The organism is Pseudarthrobacter sp. NPDC080039 (assembly GCF_040702335.1).
Taxonomy (GTDB): Bacteria; Actinomycetota; Actinomycetes; order Actinomycetales; family Micrococcaceae; genus Arthrobacter; species Arthrobacter enclensis_A.
Genome location: NZ_JBFBKY010000023.1, coordinates 1 through 14,678, shown reverse-complemented (window position 1 = coordinate 14,678; position 14,678 = coordinate 1). Strand labels below are relative to the sequence as shown.

Genomic DNA, 14,678 nt, shown 5'->3' with positions numbered 1-14,678 from the left:
GGAGGGTAGGGAACCATGAGTGAATCTGACGGCATCGAGGAAGCCATCGAAGGAATGACCCGCATCGGACTGACCATCGCCGGACGGCTCGGAGAGCAGCTCGCCAGGACACGAGAGCAGGAGCTGCGCCGCACCCAGGCAGCCGAAGAACAACAAGCCCGGGAACTGCAGGCCCGGTACGACGCAGAACGTGCTGCCGCCCGCGCGCAGCTCGCTCCGGTCATGGACACCCGCTGGTGGGACACCGCCACCGGCCGAGACATCGAACGGGTGCACGAAACGGCCACCGCATGGAAGGACCACGACCCGGCAGCTCGCGACGCCGCCGAGGCAATCCGCGACCAGGTCCGGCGCCGCTACGGCTTGGACGTGGACAACCTCGGCGCCAACGAAGTGTCGGTTGCGGAGGCACTGGCTAGAGCCGAACGGGACCGAGAACAGGCAGAACAGGAACGCCGTACCGGCCGTGAGGAGGACGCCCAGGCTGTGCAGCTGCTGGCCCAGGCCGACCGGGAAGACAGCGACCGTGAACAGGACGTGACCGAAGAGAACCAGCGGCCCGAGGCGTTGACCGACGAAGCCGGCATGAAATATGACTCAGCCGAACGTCGTCAGGAGCTTGCGGCCAGCTTGGAAGGTGTCGCCGACCGCGAAGCAGTGCAGGCACGACTCAGCGCAGACCAGGACCAGGGCACGCCACCCAATGCGGCGGTGGCCAAGGGGCTAGGGCGTACTCCGAAGGCGCGCCAGACGCGCGGGACCAACGGACAGAAACTCCTTCAGAAGGGCATGAGCCGCTAGACACTTTAGGCCGCCACCCAGGAAATGGCCCCATGGGTGGGGCAACAACCCGGTCCGGGGTGGGTGCCGGCCACGCAGGATGCCCGGGGCGACCGCTGAACCCGCCTATCGACGCGTCCTGATGATTCATCACAAGGTTCCCTTCCGCACATCGGCAGTAGAGCCCCACACGGTGGCGTTCATTCTTGAGGGAATCTTGATTGGCGGCAAGCACGCGCTTGATCCTTGTCAGGAAGAGTGTCACGCGTGAAGGTCATGCAGAGCGCGCCTGACCTTCACCGGGGTTCTGTTGGCGGGCGCTCATATTTTTTTGAGGATGCGCTTGAGAACCATGGGCAACGTACTTTGTGCAGAACGACCCGCAGCTGCTGATGCGCTGGGACCGGCGGGGGCTGAAGCTTCCCCTTCAGAGTCTTCATGGCCGGCGATTATTGGGCACACCCATGTTCTCGACCTGCAAAGCCTGTGGGATATTGCCGAGGACACTGGGGGCCCTGCCTTGGCTCTCCGATTTCTCCATGACTTTTTGAGTTTGCTGCAGGGGCGACTGTCCCGGCTCCTCGCCGCCCTGGCAGCTGAGGAGCCCGCAGCATCAATGGACGCCGTCCTGAGCTTGCAGACCGCTTCGGCCATGGCCGGGGCAACGAAAATTGCCGGGCGCTGCGCGAGCATCCTGCCGCTTGTCGCGACCGGTCATTTCGCCTGTGCGCGGGTACAGGCAGCAGCCCTTCAACGCGATGTCGACGTTCTGACTGCTGCCTCTCCGATGCTGCTGGAACAAGCCGGAGCTCGGCTTGGCGGCGAGCCCGCTGCCGGGGCTTAGGCCTGTTTCAGGTGCGTGCTCCCAGGATGGGCAGGTCATAGAGCGCCGCCACGCGGCTGAATTCGGGATCGGGCCCTACATTTTTGGAGGTCAGCTGCAGCAGGTCGTTGCGGCCCGGTGAGAGGCCTTCGTCTGCCCTTCGGTCCCAGTACGCCCAGCACCGGCCTGACAGGGTTTTGGAGGGGTAGTTTATGCCCAGCGGTTCTGAGCCGTCGTCCAGGGTCGAGCCGCGGATAGTGTGGGCGAGGAGAGTGGTCAACGCACGGTCTTCGCCGCTGAGGGAACCGGAGGTAAGGAGTTGCAGCCGCTCTGTCATTCCGGCTGTCGTGGGCGTCAATCGTTCAAGAGCGCGGAGCGTGTCAGGGTCGTCTATCTGTACCCACCATCCTTGCCGTGGAAGACGGATTTCATAGATCGACCGGTCCATCTGCCAGTCCACTGAAATGGCCCACGGTACATCGACGCCGTTGGCCTGGGCCTGAGCGCGGACGCTGGTGATGTAGTCCTCCACTGTCCAGCCGATTGACTCGGCTGCCTTTGCCACGGCGGCCCGCTGCTGCCGGAAGCCGAGCAGGACCTCGGCGTAGGCGCACTGACGCGAATCGGCAAGGTAGACCGTTGATCCTATGCTGTCGTACCTGCCGCGGGGGTCACTGGCGGCACCGGACCCGATGGGCATCGGGCCAACGAGGGAATTTTTCCTCACGGACAGCGCGCCGTAGCGGTCCTTTGCGACCCGGAAGGCGATCTCGCCCGCAGCCGGAACAAGGCGCAGCCCTGTCGAGGCGCACCTTCGCCCCTTGACCGCTGCGATCATGCGGCGAAGGTGTCATTCACGAATGCTTCGGCTGCTCCCAAAACCTCACGGGACCGCAGGTGCTGGATGTAGAGGACGGGAAGTTCCTCGTCCAGCCGCGGGTTTGCACCCATGAGCCAGGCAAGGGCGACGTGCTTTCCTTCGGCAAGTTCCAGGGTCTTCCACACCCGATGGCCCAGCCGCAGCCGTGATTCGACCTCCGGCCGCGGTTCCGGCCCGTCCGGTTTCGCCCATCGGAACGGGGACGTCCTGTCCTTGACGCCGGCCATCGTCTGGACGACGGTCGTTCCCAGGTTTTCATTCAACTCGCGCACAAGGTCGTGAATGTTCATCCTGGTGGTACCCAGGTGGATGTCATGCCTGGTTGTTGCTTCCATGCATCCATAGTGGCACCCCTGCCAACTCAAAAGCAACATGAATGCAATAGAAGATAGTCGCAAGCGTTGAGGTGGCATCAGGGCGCCGCTTCGAGGCAGCTGCGGAGGAGCAGGCCGGGAGTGGGACCGAGGGTGGGGGATCACTTCACGCTGAACCCCGGTTGAAGGCTTGCGCCGGCGCCTGTCCCTGCGGAACACTCGAGGAGCATGCTGAATTTCACGGAAATTTGGATGGCGGGAACCAGGGAAACGAAAGGCGACGATGCCTCGTACCTGTCCGGCAGCAAGGATGCAGCCAAGATCCCGCAGATCGAAAGGATCGCAATGGCAGGAATGTTCGAACTCTTTGTCGACGCGGAATCTGCGTATAGGTTCCGGCTGACAGCACCCGACGGAACGATCATGGCCGTGTCCAAGCCCTTCAATACCAAGTCCGGTGCTGTTGCCGGCATCGCCGCCGTGCGCGAGTACGCCGGCATGGGACTGATCACCGACTAATGCACAACGTCCCCAAATGCCGCAGTGCCACCGGCATGGAGTGACACGGGTGGCCAGGCCGAGGATTCCCTGCGGATGCCAAAGATCGACTTCCACGGACGTGCCAGGGCGGTCCGCCGGGCCGTTTCCGGTCCCCGCTGGGCGGGCGCGATCCACAACCTTTCCTGAGCGGGCGGGAGGGGGACGAAACACGCCGGTCACCAGCGGCCCTGCGTAGCTCCAAGCGCCCTACGCTGGCCTTCGCTTATCACCGGCCACGGCCTCCCAGCGCTTCTGGGCACCCTGCCGGCTGATCCCGAAGGCCCTGCCGATCTTCTCCCAAGAGACGCCCTCTGCCCTTGCGGTAGCCACGGCTTCATCGAGCTGGGCCTCCAGCTCCTTAAGGCTTCCACCCAAGGTGCGGATCCTGTGCAGCGACAGCTCCGGGGCGACATGCCGGTGCCACACATCAAGGAACAGCGGCTCCAGATCCTCCCGATCACCTAGGTCAGCAGCATCGGCGCTGGCCGGCGATCCAGCGTAGACGCGCCCCGCCGCCAGATCCTCGTCTGCCGGATCCCAGACCCGTGTCCACAACGGATCCAGGATGGCGTGCTCGCGGAACGGAACACAGCTGCAGGCGACCCTCCAGCCGACCACCTGGGACGGCGGGCGCCACGCCTCGCGGGCCGGATCATCCTCATGCCCGACCGTCCGACCGTCCGGCGTCATCAGGTTTATCTCCATATACCTGCCGCCCGAGCCGTACATGCCGTCCGCGAAGACGCACACGACGTAGCCTTCATGCTCGCTGCCCTCGGTAAACCAGCCCACCGTGCTTCCCTTCATCAGTCACCCGTTGGTACAGTGACAGTACGAGGTCTGGCAACCATGGTTGACAAGTAGGGGACTTGTAGCAACTTTACTGGCATCCCTGCGGATTGAGTCCGGGCGTATTCCTTGATCAGGCCCCGGCGTCAGGGGTGACGAGGGAAGCCAAAACACCCACTTGGTCATGGTTTGGTGCGGAGATTGACGTACCGGGACCAGGCGTCCCCGGCGTTGTCCGCATGGATGAACGCGATTTGGTGGCTGTAGCCGAGTGCGTCGGCGACGATTGGCGGCGGTGAGGCTAAGAGGTGTTCGTCGAGGGCGGTGTTTCGTGCGCCGCGCAGGTCGATGCCGAGGCTTCGGAGCCTGTCCATGATCCCGTTTGGGTGCAGGGGTTGGCCGGCTCGGGTTCCCGGGAAGAGCCATGAGCTTTGAGTGCCTGCTGCGGTTCTGAGGTTCGGACGGCTCACAAGGTGCTCTTGTAGTAGCTCCGCGAAGGGTTCTGGAACGGGCACTGGATGGGCGCCGAAGGTGATCCGCATGTTGCCGTTGATTTCGTTGGTTTCGATGGCATCGGTCCGGAGTCTGGCTACTCGCACGAGCGGTTGGGCGTAGAGAAGCAGCAGGATGCCTGCGATTCGGTAGGGCAGGGATTCGCTGGTGCCGGTGAGCAGTTCCCGCAGCCAGGCCACGCGCTGGTCCTGGGTGATCGCGGGGCGGGTTTTGGCGGTGTAGTGGCCCATGTCCACGCGGTGGTTTGTTCCGGTGTTCTTGATGAAGACGATGAAGGTGCGGATGGCTTTTCTGGTTGTAGGGCCGGTGGCAAGCCAGGTCTCGATGTCTTGCTGGGTGCAGGTCGCTGCGGTCCGTTGGTGGGTTTCCCAGAGCCAGTCCAGGAACTTGATGGTTTCGGTGATCTCTTGTTTGGCGGAGTGCACCGGTGCCTGGGCGCTCTTCTCCGGTGTTGTGATGGACCGGATGCGGCGGAGGTGGTGCCAGGTGGCGAACTGCGAGACGGGTTTGGCGATTTCCTCGGGTAAGTCGCGGAGTTTGTCGTCTATCCAGGTCTCGAATCGGGCCAGATACGGATCCTGGTAGGGGAGGAGGCCGTGATGGATCAACAGGGCCCGCAGGTGATTGGCTTCGCGTTTCGCTGATTCAGCCGCGGCGTCGAGTCCTTCGTGCGTCAAAGGAGTCTCCCCGCATGACAGCGAGGTCAGGAGGGCTTGGACTTTGGGGGAGCGTTTCCACGTGATGATGCTTTCGGGCCGGTCCGCCTTGCAGAGGATGTCGAAGATTTTGCCAGCGGTTTCAGGAGCGGCGGGGTCTGGGGGCAGTAGCTCGGTGAGGTCATCCCGGAGGGCGCAGCGGGCGCAGATCCCGCGCCGGTAGAACTCACCTTCGGCATTGCAACGGGTGCAGTGGAAGTCGTGGAGGATACCGGCGCAGGGTCCGCAGCGAGGCCCACCGGCGGCGGGCGGCCCGGGAAGCAGTCGCTGTTGACCGCAGTCCGGGCAGGTCCCGTGGGTGCGCGTGGCGGTGGTGAAGCAGGGGCCGCAGATTCTTCCTTCGGGCCAGGTTGCCCGCGTTCGGCCGGCGTTGCGGCCGCAGCGTGCGCAGGTGGCGGTCCCGGTGGTGCGTGGCCGGCCGAGGTTGGTGTTTCGGGGGCTGAGGCCGTTGGGCTTGTTAGTTGGCATCGTCGATGATGCGTGCCCGGCGTGGGCGGACGGTGCGGTTCAGGTCAACGACGTTGGGGGCGCTGGTTCCGGTTTTCCGCGCGCGGGCGTCGGCTGCTGTGACGGTGATGAGGTCCTCGGGTCCGCAGGAAAAGATGTCACAGATCGCGGCGATGACCTGCAGCGCGACACGTTCGGGTTTCTGGTTGACGAGCCGGTAGACCTGGGGCCGGGATAGGGTGATGCCGCGCTCGGCCAGCAGGGGGATGAGGTCGGTGGTGTTGTGGAGACCCCTTGCTGCCATGAGCTCGGAGAGGCGCCATTTGTATTCGACTTCGCGTCTCACCACTGGCCTCTCATCTGCACGCCCAGGACTTCGTCCATGGTGCGGTCCAGGGCAGCCCGCAGGGTGGAGTTCCGGAAGTCGTCGCTGACGAACTGGTAGATCCCGGTGGTGGAGGCATGTTCATGGCCCATTTGATATTGCAATATCTTGAGCCCGTGAGGCTGATGTGCCTCTGAACTGCGGTTTTGTGTTGATGGTCGTGTCCGGGACGTGCATGACGGTGGCATTGGGTGTCCTTTCATTCTCGTGGGACTGTTATTGATTCGGGATGCTTGCGGCAGCGGGTCATGGACTTTGGCGGCGTTGTCCGAGGGCGTGTGCGAGTTGCTGGCGCAGGCGTTGATTCTCGTCGTTGAGTCGTCTGATTCGGTCGTTGGCGGCTTCGAGTCGTTGCCGTAGCGAAGCCTCGCTTGCCCGCTGTGACCGGTAGTCCAGTGTGGGCTCCGGCGCGGCCCGGTTTTGACGGAGGCGTTCGATTTCGGCGCGGAGGTCGGGCTGGGTGTAAAGCCAGGAGCGGGAGACGCCGGCGTATTTGGCGACGGCGTCGAAGGTGACCGGGTGGCCGTCCGCGTGCAGGGTGCGCAGCGCCTGGACGGCTTTGGACCGGGTGAGCGCCGCGCGCTGCTGTGCGGCTTTGATCAGGTGCCGGCTGTTGTCAGGGCGGTTCATCCGGTCGCCTCGGCTGGTGCGGTGTCGTCGAGGGAGTCGATGATGCGGTCCAGGTTGTGCAGTACTGCCTGGTTCATCTCGATGAGCCGGGTCTGCCCGCGGGCCTCGGCCGCGGAGAGGATCCGGACGGTCTGGCGGCGCTGCTCGCGGTGCTGGGGGAGGAACTCGGCGGTGGTGACAAACATGGGACAGGTCAGGCACGCGTTGGCGTGCGGGCAGGACTTCTGGACCGGCAGCCCGCAGAACCCGTTCGGCAGGCTCTGCGTCGCGCGGCCGAGGCGTTGCTTTGCCCAACTGGCTTCGGCGAGGGGACCTTGCGGGTCAACGGTGATGGTGTCGCCGTTGACGTTGACCTTGCGGGCTTTCTCCCAGTGACGGCGCACGGTCGTGTCGTGCAGCCGGGCGTAGTGGGCGGTCATCTCGGCCGAGGTGTGGTCCAGAAGGACCCGGACTACTTCCTGCGGGACGTCGCGGTTGATCAGTGTTGTCCCGAAGGTATGGCGCCACTGATGCGGGGTCAGGCGCACCTCTTGGCCGTGTTCGTCGCGGATGTCGCAGCGTTCCAGCCAGTCTTCGAGCTGTCCTCGGTAGGAGTGGGTGGTGAGCGGTTTTGCTCCGTCGGGGTTCATCTTCGGGGCCGGGAATAGCCAGTTGCTGCCTTCGGGGAACCGTTCGCGGACGTGTTGTTGCTGGTGGAGGATGGCGGTATGGACTTCCTCGTCGAGAGGGACGAGGGCTTCGCGTTTCATCTTCCGGTTCAGATACCGCAGGTAGGGGGCGCCGTCACCGTCACGGACCACGCAGTCGGATACCAGGTTGCAAGCGTCCCCGACGCGCAGACCGCAGCGCATCAGGATCAGGGTGAGAAGCCGACTGTCGGGGCTTGCCCATTTACCGAGGTTCTCGGGCTGGTCCAGTTGCGCCATGATGTGGTCGGCCAGGGCCCTGGGTAGTCGCTTGGCCGGTCTCGGGAAGTCTTCAGGGTAGAAGTTTGCCGATGCCGGCAGGTCCTCAGCCCACCCATGGCGGCGGATCGAGGCGAAGAAGGCGTTCAGGGAGCTGACGTCCCGGCCACGGGAGGTCACTGCCCTTTTGTCCCGGGCGAGCTCGGCGAGGAAGCGTTCCAGAATGCCGCGATCGATGCAGCCTGGACCGTCGGAGCCGGCGATGGCGTGCGCGAGGAACGCGGCGAACCGGTTCAGGGCCAGGATGTCGACGCGGGCTTGGATGATTTCCCGGCCGCTGGTCAACCGCCAGCGGATGAAGCGCTTTGCCAGGGCGCGCAGCCACGGTTGCGGGATCTTGTCGAAGCGGAGGGTGCCGCGGGTGTCGGTATAGCCGAGCCGGTGCAGGGCCCAGGCGTCGCGGGTGAACTCGGATTCCCAGCCGGTGCCGGCGGCGAGGTCTTCGAGCCGGGTGTAGGCAAAGCGCAGGAACGCGAGTTGCCCGTTGTGGCGGTGGCTGCGGCCTGCGCGGCCGGCTCCATAGAACGCTGCCCACTGGTCAAGATTCCAGTCCAGCAGCGAGGTGACACCGCTGTCGGAGACGAGCCGGATCACAGGCGTTACGACGGAGGCGCGGGTACTGGCCCGGCGTTCGTCGTGGCGGCATTGCAGGGCGTGCTGGAGCTCGAGGCGCAGCTGGGGCCGGTCGTGCAGGCTCCGGAAATCGAACCGGTCCCGGCCGGTGCTTTCGCACCGGGTGACGAATTCGTCGATGTCCGGTGCGCCGAGCGCGTGCCAGCGGGACTTGTGGTTCAGACACAACGGCGAGTTGCCTTGTGCCCAGAGGTCACAGAACGCGAGCCGGCATTCGGGCCGTTCGGTGGCCGGCTCGGGGGAGAGGGTAGCGAGCCATCTGGTCATGTCGGTCTCGCCCGAGCGGCCGAAGAACCCGTGATGGCGGACGCAGAGGCCGCGTCTGGCCGAACCGAAGCGGCACCACGTGACGGTGCATGCCGCCAACGGGCCGTCGCCTACGGGCAACGGGCCCGGGTTGGCAAGGAATGACTCCAGTTCCGGGCGTCCTTGGTCAAGCCAGCGCTTGTAGTGGCTTTTGCAGAACCCTTTCACCGTGCGTTGCCTTTGGCACTCGTCGATCCGGCAGGGCTCGGTGGTGAAGACGAGAGCACCAGGGGCTGGAATCACGATTCCGGGCCTGAACTCGGGCCGGACCGTGGCCATCAGCTTAGCCAACAGACCGCGACCATCCTCGTATTGGTTCAACGCGGGGGAGCTCACCAGGTGACCTCTTTTCCGGTCAGCAGCCCTGCCTTCTCGAGAGCCCGGCGGGCGTCCTCGACACTGAGGTGGCCGTAGACGTCGATGGTGGTCGCTACCGATGCGTGGCCAAGCAGGCTGCTGATCACCTCGACGGGCGTCCCGGCCCGCAGCAAGCGGGTGGCATAGGTGTGGCGGAACCAGTGCGGGTCAAAATCCACCCCTGTATTTCGGCGCAGTCGTTGCACGAGGTCATAGACTCCCGCGTAGCTCATCGGCCGGCCGTGGGTGCCGGCCCACAGATTCACGAACACATAATCGCTGTCCAGATCGCCGTATTCCTCATGAAGGTAATCGCCGTAGAGCCGCACGACATCCGCGCCGATCGGTATCGTGCGCGGCGAGACGGACTTCGCCCGGGCCCGGTTGGCGTTCACCCGCCGGCGGATTGTCAGCTCGCCCTCGGCGACTGCAATGTCCTCATGCCGCAGTCCGAGTGCTTCGCCGATACGGATTCCCGACTCCCAGAGCAGGACGAACAAAAACCGGTCCCGCAGCCGCGTGCACGCATCCAGCACAGCCTGCGCCTTCACGGCAGGCAGGACCGTGGGCAATCTCTTCGGCTCACGCAGCTTCACGGTCCGGCGGCGCTGCGGCCTGTCCCCGGCAAGGTGGGCAAGGAATGGTCTCCATCCCGTTCTCCTATGCCGGACCGTTTCGAACTCGGTCACAAGATCGCCCAGCGGGACCCCATGCCGGGAGTGGAAGACGTATAAACCGCCAACCGCTGCCAGCTTGCGGTTCACTGTGCTTGGCCCGCAATGATGAGCGGCCGAGGGCAGCAACGTCACACCAGCGGCGCGCCCAGCCGGCGGGAGACGCAGCCAGGCGACGAACTCGCCGACGTTCTCCAGCCCCACCTGACGCCAATCAATGCCGCGGTGACGGAGAAAGACGAACCAGTCCTTGAGATCATGCGCATACGCTTTGAGCGTGTTGGGCGACCGTTCGACGTCGGTCAGGTAAGCCAGGAACCGCTCCACCGGCTCGATGACACCATGGTCATCAAGCACAGTCCACGACTCAAGCGGCGAACCGGACACCAAAACTCGTTGAACCTGCATGAACCCTCCCGGGATCCCGTGTGACGGACAGCTTCAGATAACCATCTCCATCACGCGGAATTGCACGGTTACGGGTCACGTGCTGCACGTCAAAGACACAGCAATTCCGACCCCAGATAAATTGCACGAATCTAGGATCCCATCCGTCCTCCAGCAGGTGCGTTGCGTAAGAACGGCGCAGCGAGTGCAGGTCCAGGCCATCCATCGGCATTCCCAGCTCGGCGAGATAACGCCGGAGGCGGCGCAGCAGGGTCGATTCACAGATCAGGCCGCCGCGTTCACTGGGGAACAGGTCCAGGGTTTCTAGCGTGCCGCGCCCGTTGGCGAGCCAGTCCTCGATGACACCGGCGGTCCAATCGAAGACCGTCAGGACGCTGCGGGGTTTATAGGGGGAGCCCTTGCGTGACTTGCCAAAGCGGACCTTGCAGACACCGACTTTCCCGAACCTGCGCGCCTGCGGGTTGGTCGCGAAATCAACGGTTTGCAGGTGCCGGAGCTCGTTGAACCTCAGCCCGTACGAGTAGGTCACTTTCAGCATGACGGCGTCCCGGTAGGCCGCCTTCCAGCCCTTTTTGCCCGAGGCTGCGATTAGTTCGACCTGGTCGTCGGCGTGGTCGAAGAGCCTCTGCAGTTCGGCCTTGGTGAAGGGCCGCTTGGCAGGGCGCCCTTCGTACTCCTCGGAGTGCGAAGCGGTGTTCCAGTCAAAGAAGACCTGGGACGGGTGCGTCCCGAAGCGCTGCTCACAGACCGTGTCCCAGCCATAGTCCGGGTTCGACACGTAAGACGAAAAACGGCGAAGGGTGGACTGGTAACCACGGATGGTGGAGTGCTTGAGCTGACGGATCGAGCGCAGATCCCCGAAATACTCCTCGACATGCTCAGGAGACCAGTTCCAGGGGAACTCGTTCACATGGTCCACGAACCGTCGGACACACCCGATGCCCTTATCAATCGTGTCGAACTGAAGGTTCCGGGAGAGCTGCTGGTTGCGCCAGCCCGTAAACATGTCCTCGAGCGTCTGTTCCTCCGGATGCAGCAGAGAAACAGCACTCAGCTGCAGCACGCGCCCGGACCCATCAACTGCCACAGACTGCCCCCCAAAATCGGCCTCGAGACGCATTCAATATCTGAATCAATGATTCATTAAATGCATCATCAGCGCAAAACCGCAGGTCAGATGCCCGTCAAGCAACGTCCGCGCCCAGACTTCACTGCCCAGAGGAGGCGACCATGAAGGCGAGAATCGTTAGCACGCCCCCCGGAAACCCGCGGAATTCCGGGCAGCCGATCACTTCCTTGAGGCTCCAGTGCATTGGGGCGAAATTGATTCATCTGATGCAATACGCAGAGTACAACTTGACATAAGATCCATTATCGGCTAAAAGTTAGGCCATGTAATGGCCTGATATCAGGCTATAATTGCACCATGAGAACCGTACCGTTGAGCGAAGCCAAGGACAAGCTGTCCGCCCTCGTGGAGGAAGCAGACACGACTCACGAGATCATCCAGATCACCCGGCACGGGCACCCGTCGGCGGTGCTGATGTCCGCCGATGACCTGGAATCCCTTCAGGAAACCATCCACTGGCTCTCGCAGCCCGGCATTCGCGAAGACCTGGACCAGGCCCGGCGTGACATCGCCGGCGGCAACACCGTCAGCGGCGCCGACCTCCGCCGCGAATTCGGTCTGCCGCCCCGGTGACCGGCGCAGAATCCACCGGACCCTCGGCATGGAACGTTGAGGTCACCAGCCCGGCACTGAAGGGTTTCCGGCGACTGCCGGAGAAAGCCGCGGCAGCGATCGTCGAATTCGTCACCGGCGCACTGGCTGAGAACCCCCACCGGTTGAGCAAACCCCTCACCAATGAACTCCTCGGACTCCGCACCGCACGGCGCGGCGACTACAGGGTGCTCTTCACCCTCGACATCGAAGACCACATTTTGTATGTCCACCGCATCGAACATCGCTCCGACGTCTACAAGCCGCGTTAGCCGAACTCCTCGGGCAAAGATGCGCCACTGAGGGCCACTCCCCCACGCTCAGGCCAACGAAACGTCCATTATCGGCCTTTTAGAACAGGTGGGGGAGACGGCGGAAAAGGGGCTGATTCCGGCCGTCACTCGCAGCGCTTTTGCCCGAAGTCCAATAAGTCAGAACAGCTTCGCCAGCAGGTGGAACCCTTCCGGAACGATCCTGAGTGCAGTCGTACCCACTGCACCGGCAGACTACAACCGGATCACATCCCCGGTGCCGGGAGAATATATGTGAAAAATACCAGCGGGATGCCGGACACTGTGTTTCAACAGTGCCGCTCGGGCACCGGGAGAGGTAACACCGCCATGAACGCGTCGATCACCCTTATCGCGGCGACCGGACCCGGGGACACCACGCCGGCCCGCTTCCCTGTCCGGCCCCTGGAAACGGCAGATCTTCCCCAACTCGCGAGTTTGCACCAGTACGCGTACGCCGGGCAGCGGAAGCTGGGCCGGTCCGGAGCTGTCCCGGACGAGGGCCGCACCCGCATCGCCGAGGCAGCGTCCCTCGTCGCTTACGGACCCGGGGGCCAGATAAGGGCCGCCATCATCATTACCGAACGCGACAGTGAAGCGGTCATCGACGAACTCTTCACCCACCCGGATCATCGCCGCCAAGGCCTGGCTGAAGAACTCCTCCGACACTCCATGCAGGTCCTGCATACCCTGGGCCGCACCACGGTAACCGTCACCGTTGAGGAGAGTAATTCAGCGGCCCTGGCCCTCTATCTTTCCAGGGACTTCCGTCGCATCCCCGCCGGTGACAGCGAATACGACTAACCAATGGCTGGTTGGCTGAATATCCATTATCGGCCCATGAAAACGGGCAGGGAGTGCCTTCAAAAGGGTTGTTTCCCGGCATCGGCGCGGTTTCCCCTGACCCCGGAACTCAGAAATGCCCAGTCAGCGTCCAGATATTCTCTGGACGTTCTCCTTCCTCCGGGCATATTCTGATCTCTCATTGCCCGGGGGGTGAATGGAATGGGCAGCTTGCCTTGCTATTGCCGCACCGTGCCTGTTCGTGCCCTCCTGGTCCCCGCCTTGATTGCACTGGCCTGGCTCGTGTGGGGTGCGGGCAGCGCGCAGGCGTCAACGGACCCTTCCAAGGCCGCCGTTTCTGAAAGCGCCCTGGACCCTGGCCTCGTCAATGCTCCGTCATCCCCGGCTGCTCAGCACGTTGCAACTGCCGCAGACTCAGTCGTTGGCACGACCGCGCCTGCTGTTTCCACAGTTACCCGGGTGATCGAGCCGGTGGCCTTGCCGGTGACCCGCATCGCAACACCGGCAGTGTCCGCTGTTTCTCAAACCGCCACACCGCTGGCCGCTACCGTGAACGGAACGGTGGCCCCTTTAGTCTCCACTCTCGTGGACGACGCCGGTGCTTCCATAACCCAGCCGCTACCGGGGCTGCCCCTTCCGGCGGTCAATCCTCCACAACTGCCCAACCCGGACGTTCCTGTCGCTACCGTTGGGGAGACGCCGCCGACGCTGTCCGCTGTGCTGCCATCACCAGTTGAGGTCGCCCGGCGGACTGACCCTGACCATCCGTCAGGGGCGATTCATCCGGTCCAAAAAGTTGGTACGCCGTTCAAGAGGCTCGCCCCGCTGCTAATCACTGCCGCAACCCGCCCTCTGGCCAGCGCTATCCAGGCGCCGGTCCGAAGGCTGCTGCACGAACACCCGGTCATAGGGTGGCTGAATAATGCCGCGCCGCGCGGCGAGGCGGGCTCCTCCGGCTCAGGCAGCTCCGCCTCACCCACGGCCGATGTCACCGCCTCCTGGAACCCGCTGTCCCCCGCCGCCAGCGCCCCCGCCGCCGGCACAGCGGTGACACCGCCTTCCGGTCCCGCCGCCGATCCGGGGTCTTCCCCCGACTGAACAGGTCAGATCTGCCGTCACACAGGCAGATAAGACCAGCCGTACGCCCACTCGGCCTACGGACTCAACGTTCAGTCAGGAGAAATGCCATGTCCAACCACACCCAGCTTTCCGTTGCCTCAGACCAGTCCCGCCGTTCCCACATCGGCAACTGGCCGGACCCCGCAGCACGTGCAACTGGCAACTGGCCGGATCCCACGCGTGCACACATCGGCAACTGGCCCAACCACAACGCCCGGAGCAGTCACCCCTCGGGTTGCCTGATTTAGACCGGAAAGGACACGGGGACACCATGGGTCTCTCAACGGGTGTTGCGGCAGGAACAGTTGGAGGGAAGGTCGGGGTCATTGTCTTCCTCTCCGTTTCGCACCCTCCGGGCCACCCCGGATTGCCCCTACAGCTTGATCACCAGAATCGAGGACTCCTTCTCTCCCGCCTTGCTAGCTACGGAGAGCCCGAAGTGAACACCTTGGGCAACGACGTCTACCAGGGCGGAACGTAAGACCCGAGACGGGGAGTCATTCACTCCCTGCTGGGTTCCTGTCCTATTCCGGCGCAGGTACCGTCGCTGCATCCTCCCGGTCAGGTTCCCTCGCCCCTTGTCTG

The 14,678-nt window shown here is 63.8% G+C and carries 17 protein-coding genes; 7 read left to right on the top strand and 10 right to left on the bottom strand.

The features are described 5' to 3' along the window. The first annotated feature begins 15 nt into the window (after positions 1-15). The gene (locus AB0313_RS18130) at positions 16-801 is read left to right on the top strand and encodes a hypothetical protein (protein WP_366307253.1); all 786 of its coding nucleotides are present in this window, start codon (positions 16-18) and stop codon (positions 799-801) included. Positions 802-1,132: 331 nt separating this feature from the next. Beyond that, a complete protein-coding gene (locus AB0313_RS18125) occupies positions 1,133-1,624 on the top strand; it encodes an Hpt domain-containing protein (RefSeq protein ID WP_366307251.1) in 492 nt (163 codons plus the stop codon). A 7-nt stretch (positions 1,625-1,631) separates the two neighbouring features. Here the strand turns inward: AB0313_RS18125 and AB0313_RS18120 are convergent, their stop codons facing one another. Continuing rightward, positions 1,632-2,441, bottom strand: a complete 810-nt coding sequence (locus AB0313_RS18120) for a hypothetical protein (protein ID WP_366307249.1) — start codon at positions 2,439-2,441, stop codon at positions 1,632-1,634. Next, positions 2,438-2,818, bottom strand: a complete 381-nt coding sequence (locus AB0313_RS18115; protein WP_366307247.1) for a hypothetical protein — start codon at positions 2,816-2,818, stop codon at positions 2,438-2,440. Before AB0313_RS18115 ends, AB0313_RS18120 begins: the two co-directional genes overlap by 4 nt. A gap of 231 nt (positions 2,819-3,049) precedes the next feature. Between AB0313_RS18115 and AB0313_RS18110 the strand changes: the two genes are divergently transcribed. Beyond that, positions 3,050-3,316, top strand: coding sequence for a DUF1508 domain-containing protein (locus tag AB0313_RS18110; RefSeq protein ID WP_366307245.1), 267 nt, complete (start codon positions 3,050-3,052; stop codon positions 3,314-3,316). Between the two features lie 228 nt (positions 3,317-3,544). On the opposite strand, the gene AB0313_RS18105 is transcribed toward AB0313_RS18110, so the two are convergent. From AB0313_RS18105 to AB0313_RS18070, 8 genes are all read right to left on the bottom strand, one after another. Further along, the gene (locus AB0313_RS18105; RefSeq protein WP_366307243.1) at positions 3,545-4,144 is read right to left on the bottom strand and encodes a hypothetical protein; all 600 of its coding nucleotides are present in this window, start codon (positions 4,142-4,144) and stop codon (positions 3,545-3,547) included. A gap of 164 nt (positions 4,145-4,308) precedes the next feature. Further along, positions 4,309-5,316, bottom strand: coding sequence for a recombinase XerD (locus AB0313_RS18100; RefSeq protein ID WP_366307241.1), 1,008 nt, complete (start codon positions 5,314-5,316; stop codon positions 4,309-4,311). Positions 5,317-5,812: 496 nt separating this feature from the next. Continuing rightward, a complete protein-coding gene (locus AB0313_RS18095; RefSeq protein WP_307312645.1) occupies positions 5,813-6,151 on the bottom strand; it encodes a helix-turn-helix transcriptional regulator in 339 nt (112 codons plus the stop codon). Continuing rightward, positions 6,145-6,279 (bottom strand): hypothetical protein, encoded by a 135-nt coding sequence (locus tag AB0313_RS18090; protein WP_345046052.1) that lies wholly within the window; start codon positions 6,277-6,279, stop codon positions 6,145-6,147. Before AB0313_RS18090 ends, AB0313_RS18095 begins: the two co-directional genes overlap by 7 nt. Before the next feature lie 154 nt (positions 6,280-6,433). Next, positions 6,434-6,817: a DUF6262 family protein gene (locus AB0313_RS18085; RefSeq protein ID WP_366307238.1), complete on the bottom strand. Its 384-nt coding sequence runs from the start codon at positions 6,815-6,817 to the stop codon at positions 6,434-6,436. Next, a complete protein-coding gene (locus tag AB0313_RS18080; protein ID WP_366307236.1) occupies positions 6,814-9,012 on the bottom strand; it encodes a tyrosine-type recombinase/integrase in 2,199 nt (732 codons plus the stop codon). The genes AB0313_RS18085 and AB0313_RS18080 overlap by 4 nt, the downstream gene beginning before the upstream one ends. Before the next feature lie 41 nt (positions 9,013-9,053). Then, the gene (locus AB0313_RS18075) at positions 9,054-10,109 is read right to left on the bottom strand and encodes a tyrosine-type recombinase/integrase (RefSeq protein WP_366307234.1); all 1,056 of its coding nucleotides are present in this window, start codon (positions 10,107-10,109) and stop codon (positions 9,054-9,056) included. Positions 10,110-10,119: 10 nt separating this feature from the next. Continuing rightward, complete coding sequence (locus tag AB0313_RS18070) at positions 10,120-11,223, bottom strand: site-specific integrase (protein WP_366307232.1); 1,104 nt, start codon at positions 11,221-11,223, stop codon at positions 10,120-10,122. Positions 11,224-11,586: 363 nt separating this feature from the next. Between AB0313_RS18070 and AB0313_RS18065 the strand changes: the two genes are divergently transcribed. From AB0313_RS18065 to AB0313_RS18050, 4 genes are all read left to right on the top strand, one after another. Beyond that, positions 11,587-11,862, top strand: coding sequence for a type II toxin-antitoxin system Phd/YefM family antitoxin (locus AB0313_RS18065; RefSeq protein WP_366307230.1), 276 nt, complete (start codon positions 11,587-11,589; stop codon positions 11,860-11,862). Then, the gene (locus tag AB0313_RS18060; RefSeq protein WP_366307228.1) at positions 11,859-12,152 is read left to right on the top strand and encodes a type II toxin-antitoxin system RelE/ParE family toxin; all 294 of its coding nucleotides are present in this window, start codon (positions 11,859-11,861) and stop codon (positions 12,150-12,152) included. The genes AB0313_RS18065 and AB0313_RS18060 overlap by 4 nt, the downstream gene beginning before the upstream one ends. A 348-nt stretch (positions 12,153-12,500) precedes the next feature. After that, on the top strand, positions 12,501-12,974 hold the full coding sequence (locus AB0313_RS18055; RefSeq protein ID WP_366307226.1) for a GNAT family N-acetyltransferase: 474 nt from the start codon (positions 12,501-12,503) through the stop codon (positions 12,972-12,974). Between the two features lie 231 nt (positions 12,975-13,205). Further along, the gene (locus tag AB0313_RS18050; RefSeq protein WP_366307224.1) at positions 13,206-14,072 is read left to right on the top strand and encodes a hypothetical protein; all 867 of its coding nucleotides are present in this window, start codon (positions 13,206-13,208) and stop codon (positions 14,070-14,072) included. The last annotated feature ends 606 nt before the right edge of the window (positions 14,073-14,678 follow it).

Coding starts and splice junctions, on each gene's coding strand:
- AB0313_RS18055 (WP_366307226.1), top strand. CDS start 12,501: ATGAACGCGTCGATCACCCTTATCGCGGCGACCGGACCCGGGGACACC.
- AB0313_RS18130 (WP_366307253.1), top strand. CDS start 16: ATGAGTGAATCTGACGGCATCGAGGAAGCCATCGAAGGAATGACCCGC.
- AB0313_RS18110 (WP_366307245.1), top strand. CDS start 3,050: ATGGCGGGAACCAGGGAAACGAAAGGCGACGATGCCTCGTACCTGTCC.
- AB0313_RS18090 (WP_345046052.1), bottom strand. CDS start 6,279: ATGGGCCATGAACATGCCTCCACCACCGGGATCTACCAGTTCGTCAGC.
- AB0313_RS18065 (WP_366307230.1), top strand. CDS start 11,587: ATGAGAACCGTACCGTTGAGCGAAGCCAAGGACAAGCTGTCCGCCCTC.
- AB0313_RS18105 (WP_366307243.1), bottom strand. CDS start 4,144: ATGAAGGGAAGCACGGTGGGCTGGTTTACCGAGGGCAGCGAGCATGAA.
- AB0313_RS18125 (WP_366307251.1), top strand. CDS start 1,133: ATGGGCAACGTACTTTGTGCAGAACGACCCGCAGCTGCTGATGCGCTG.
- AB0313_RS18085 (WP_366307238.1), bottom strand. CDS start 6,817: ATGAACCGCCCTGACAACAGCCGGCACCTGATCAAAGCCGCACAGCAG.
- AB0313_RS18115 (WP_366307247.1), bottom strand. CDS start 2,818: ATGGAAGCAACAACCAGGCATGACATCCACCTGGGTACCACCAGGATG.
- AB0313_RS18120 (WP_366307249.1), bottom strand. CDS start 2,441: ATGATCGCAGCGGTCAAGGGGCGAAGGTGCGCCTCGACAGGGCTGCGC.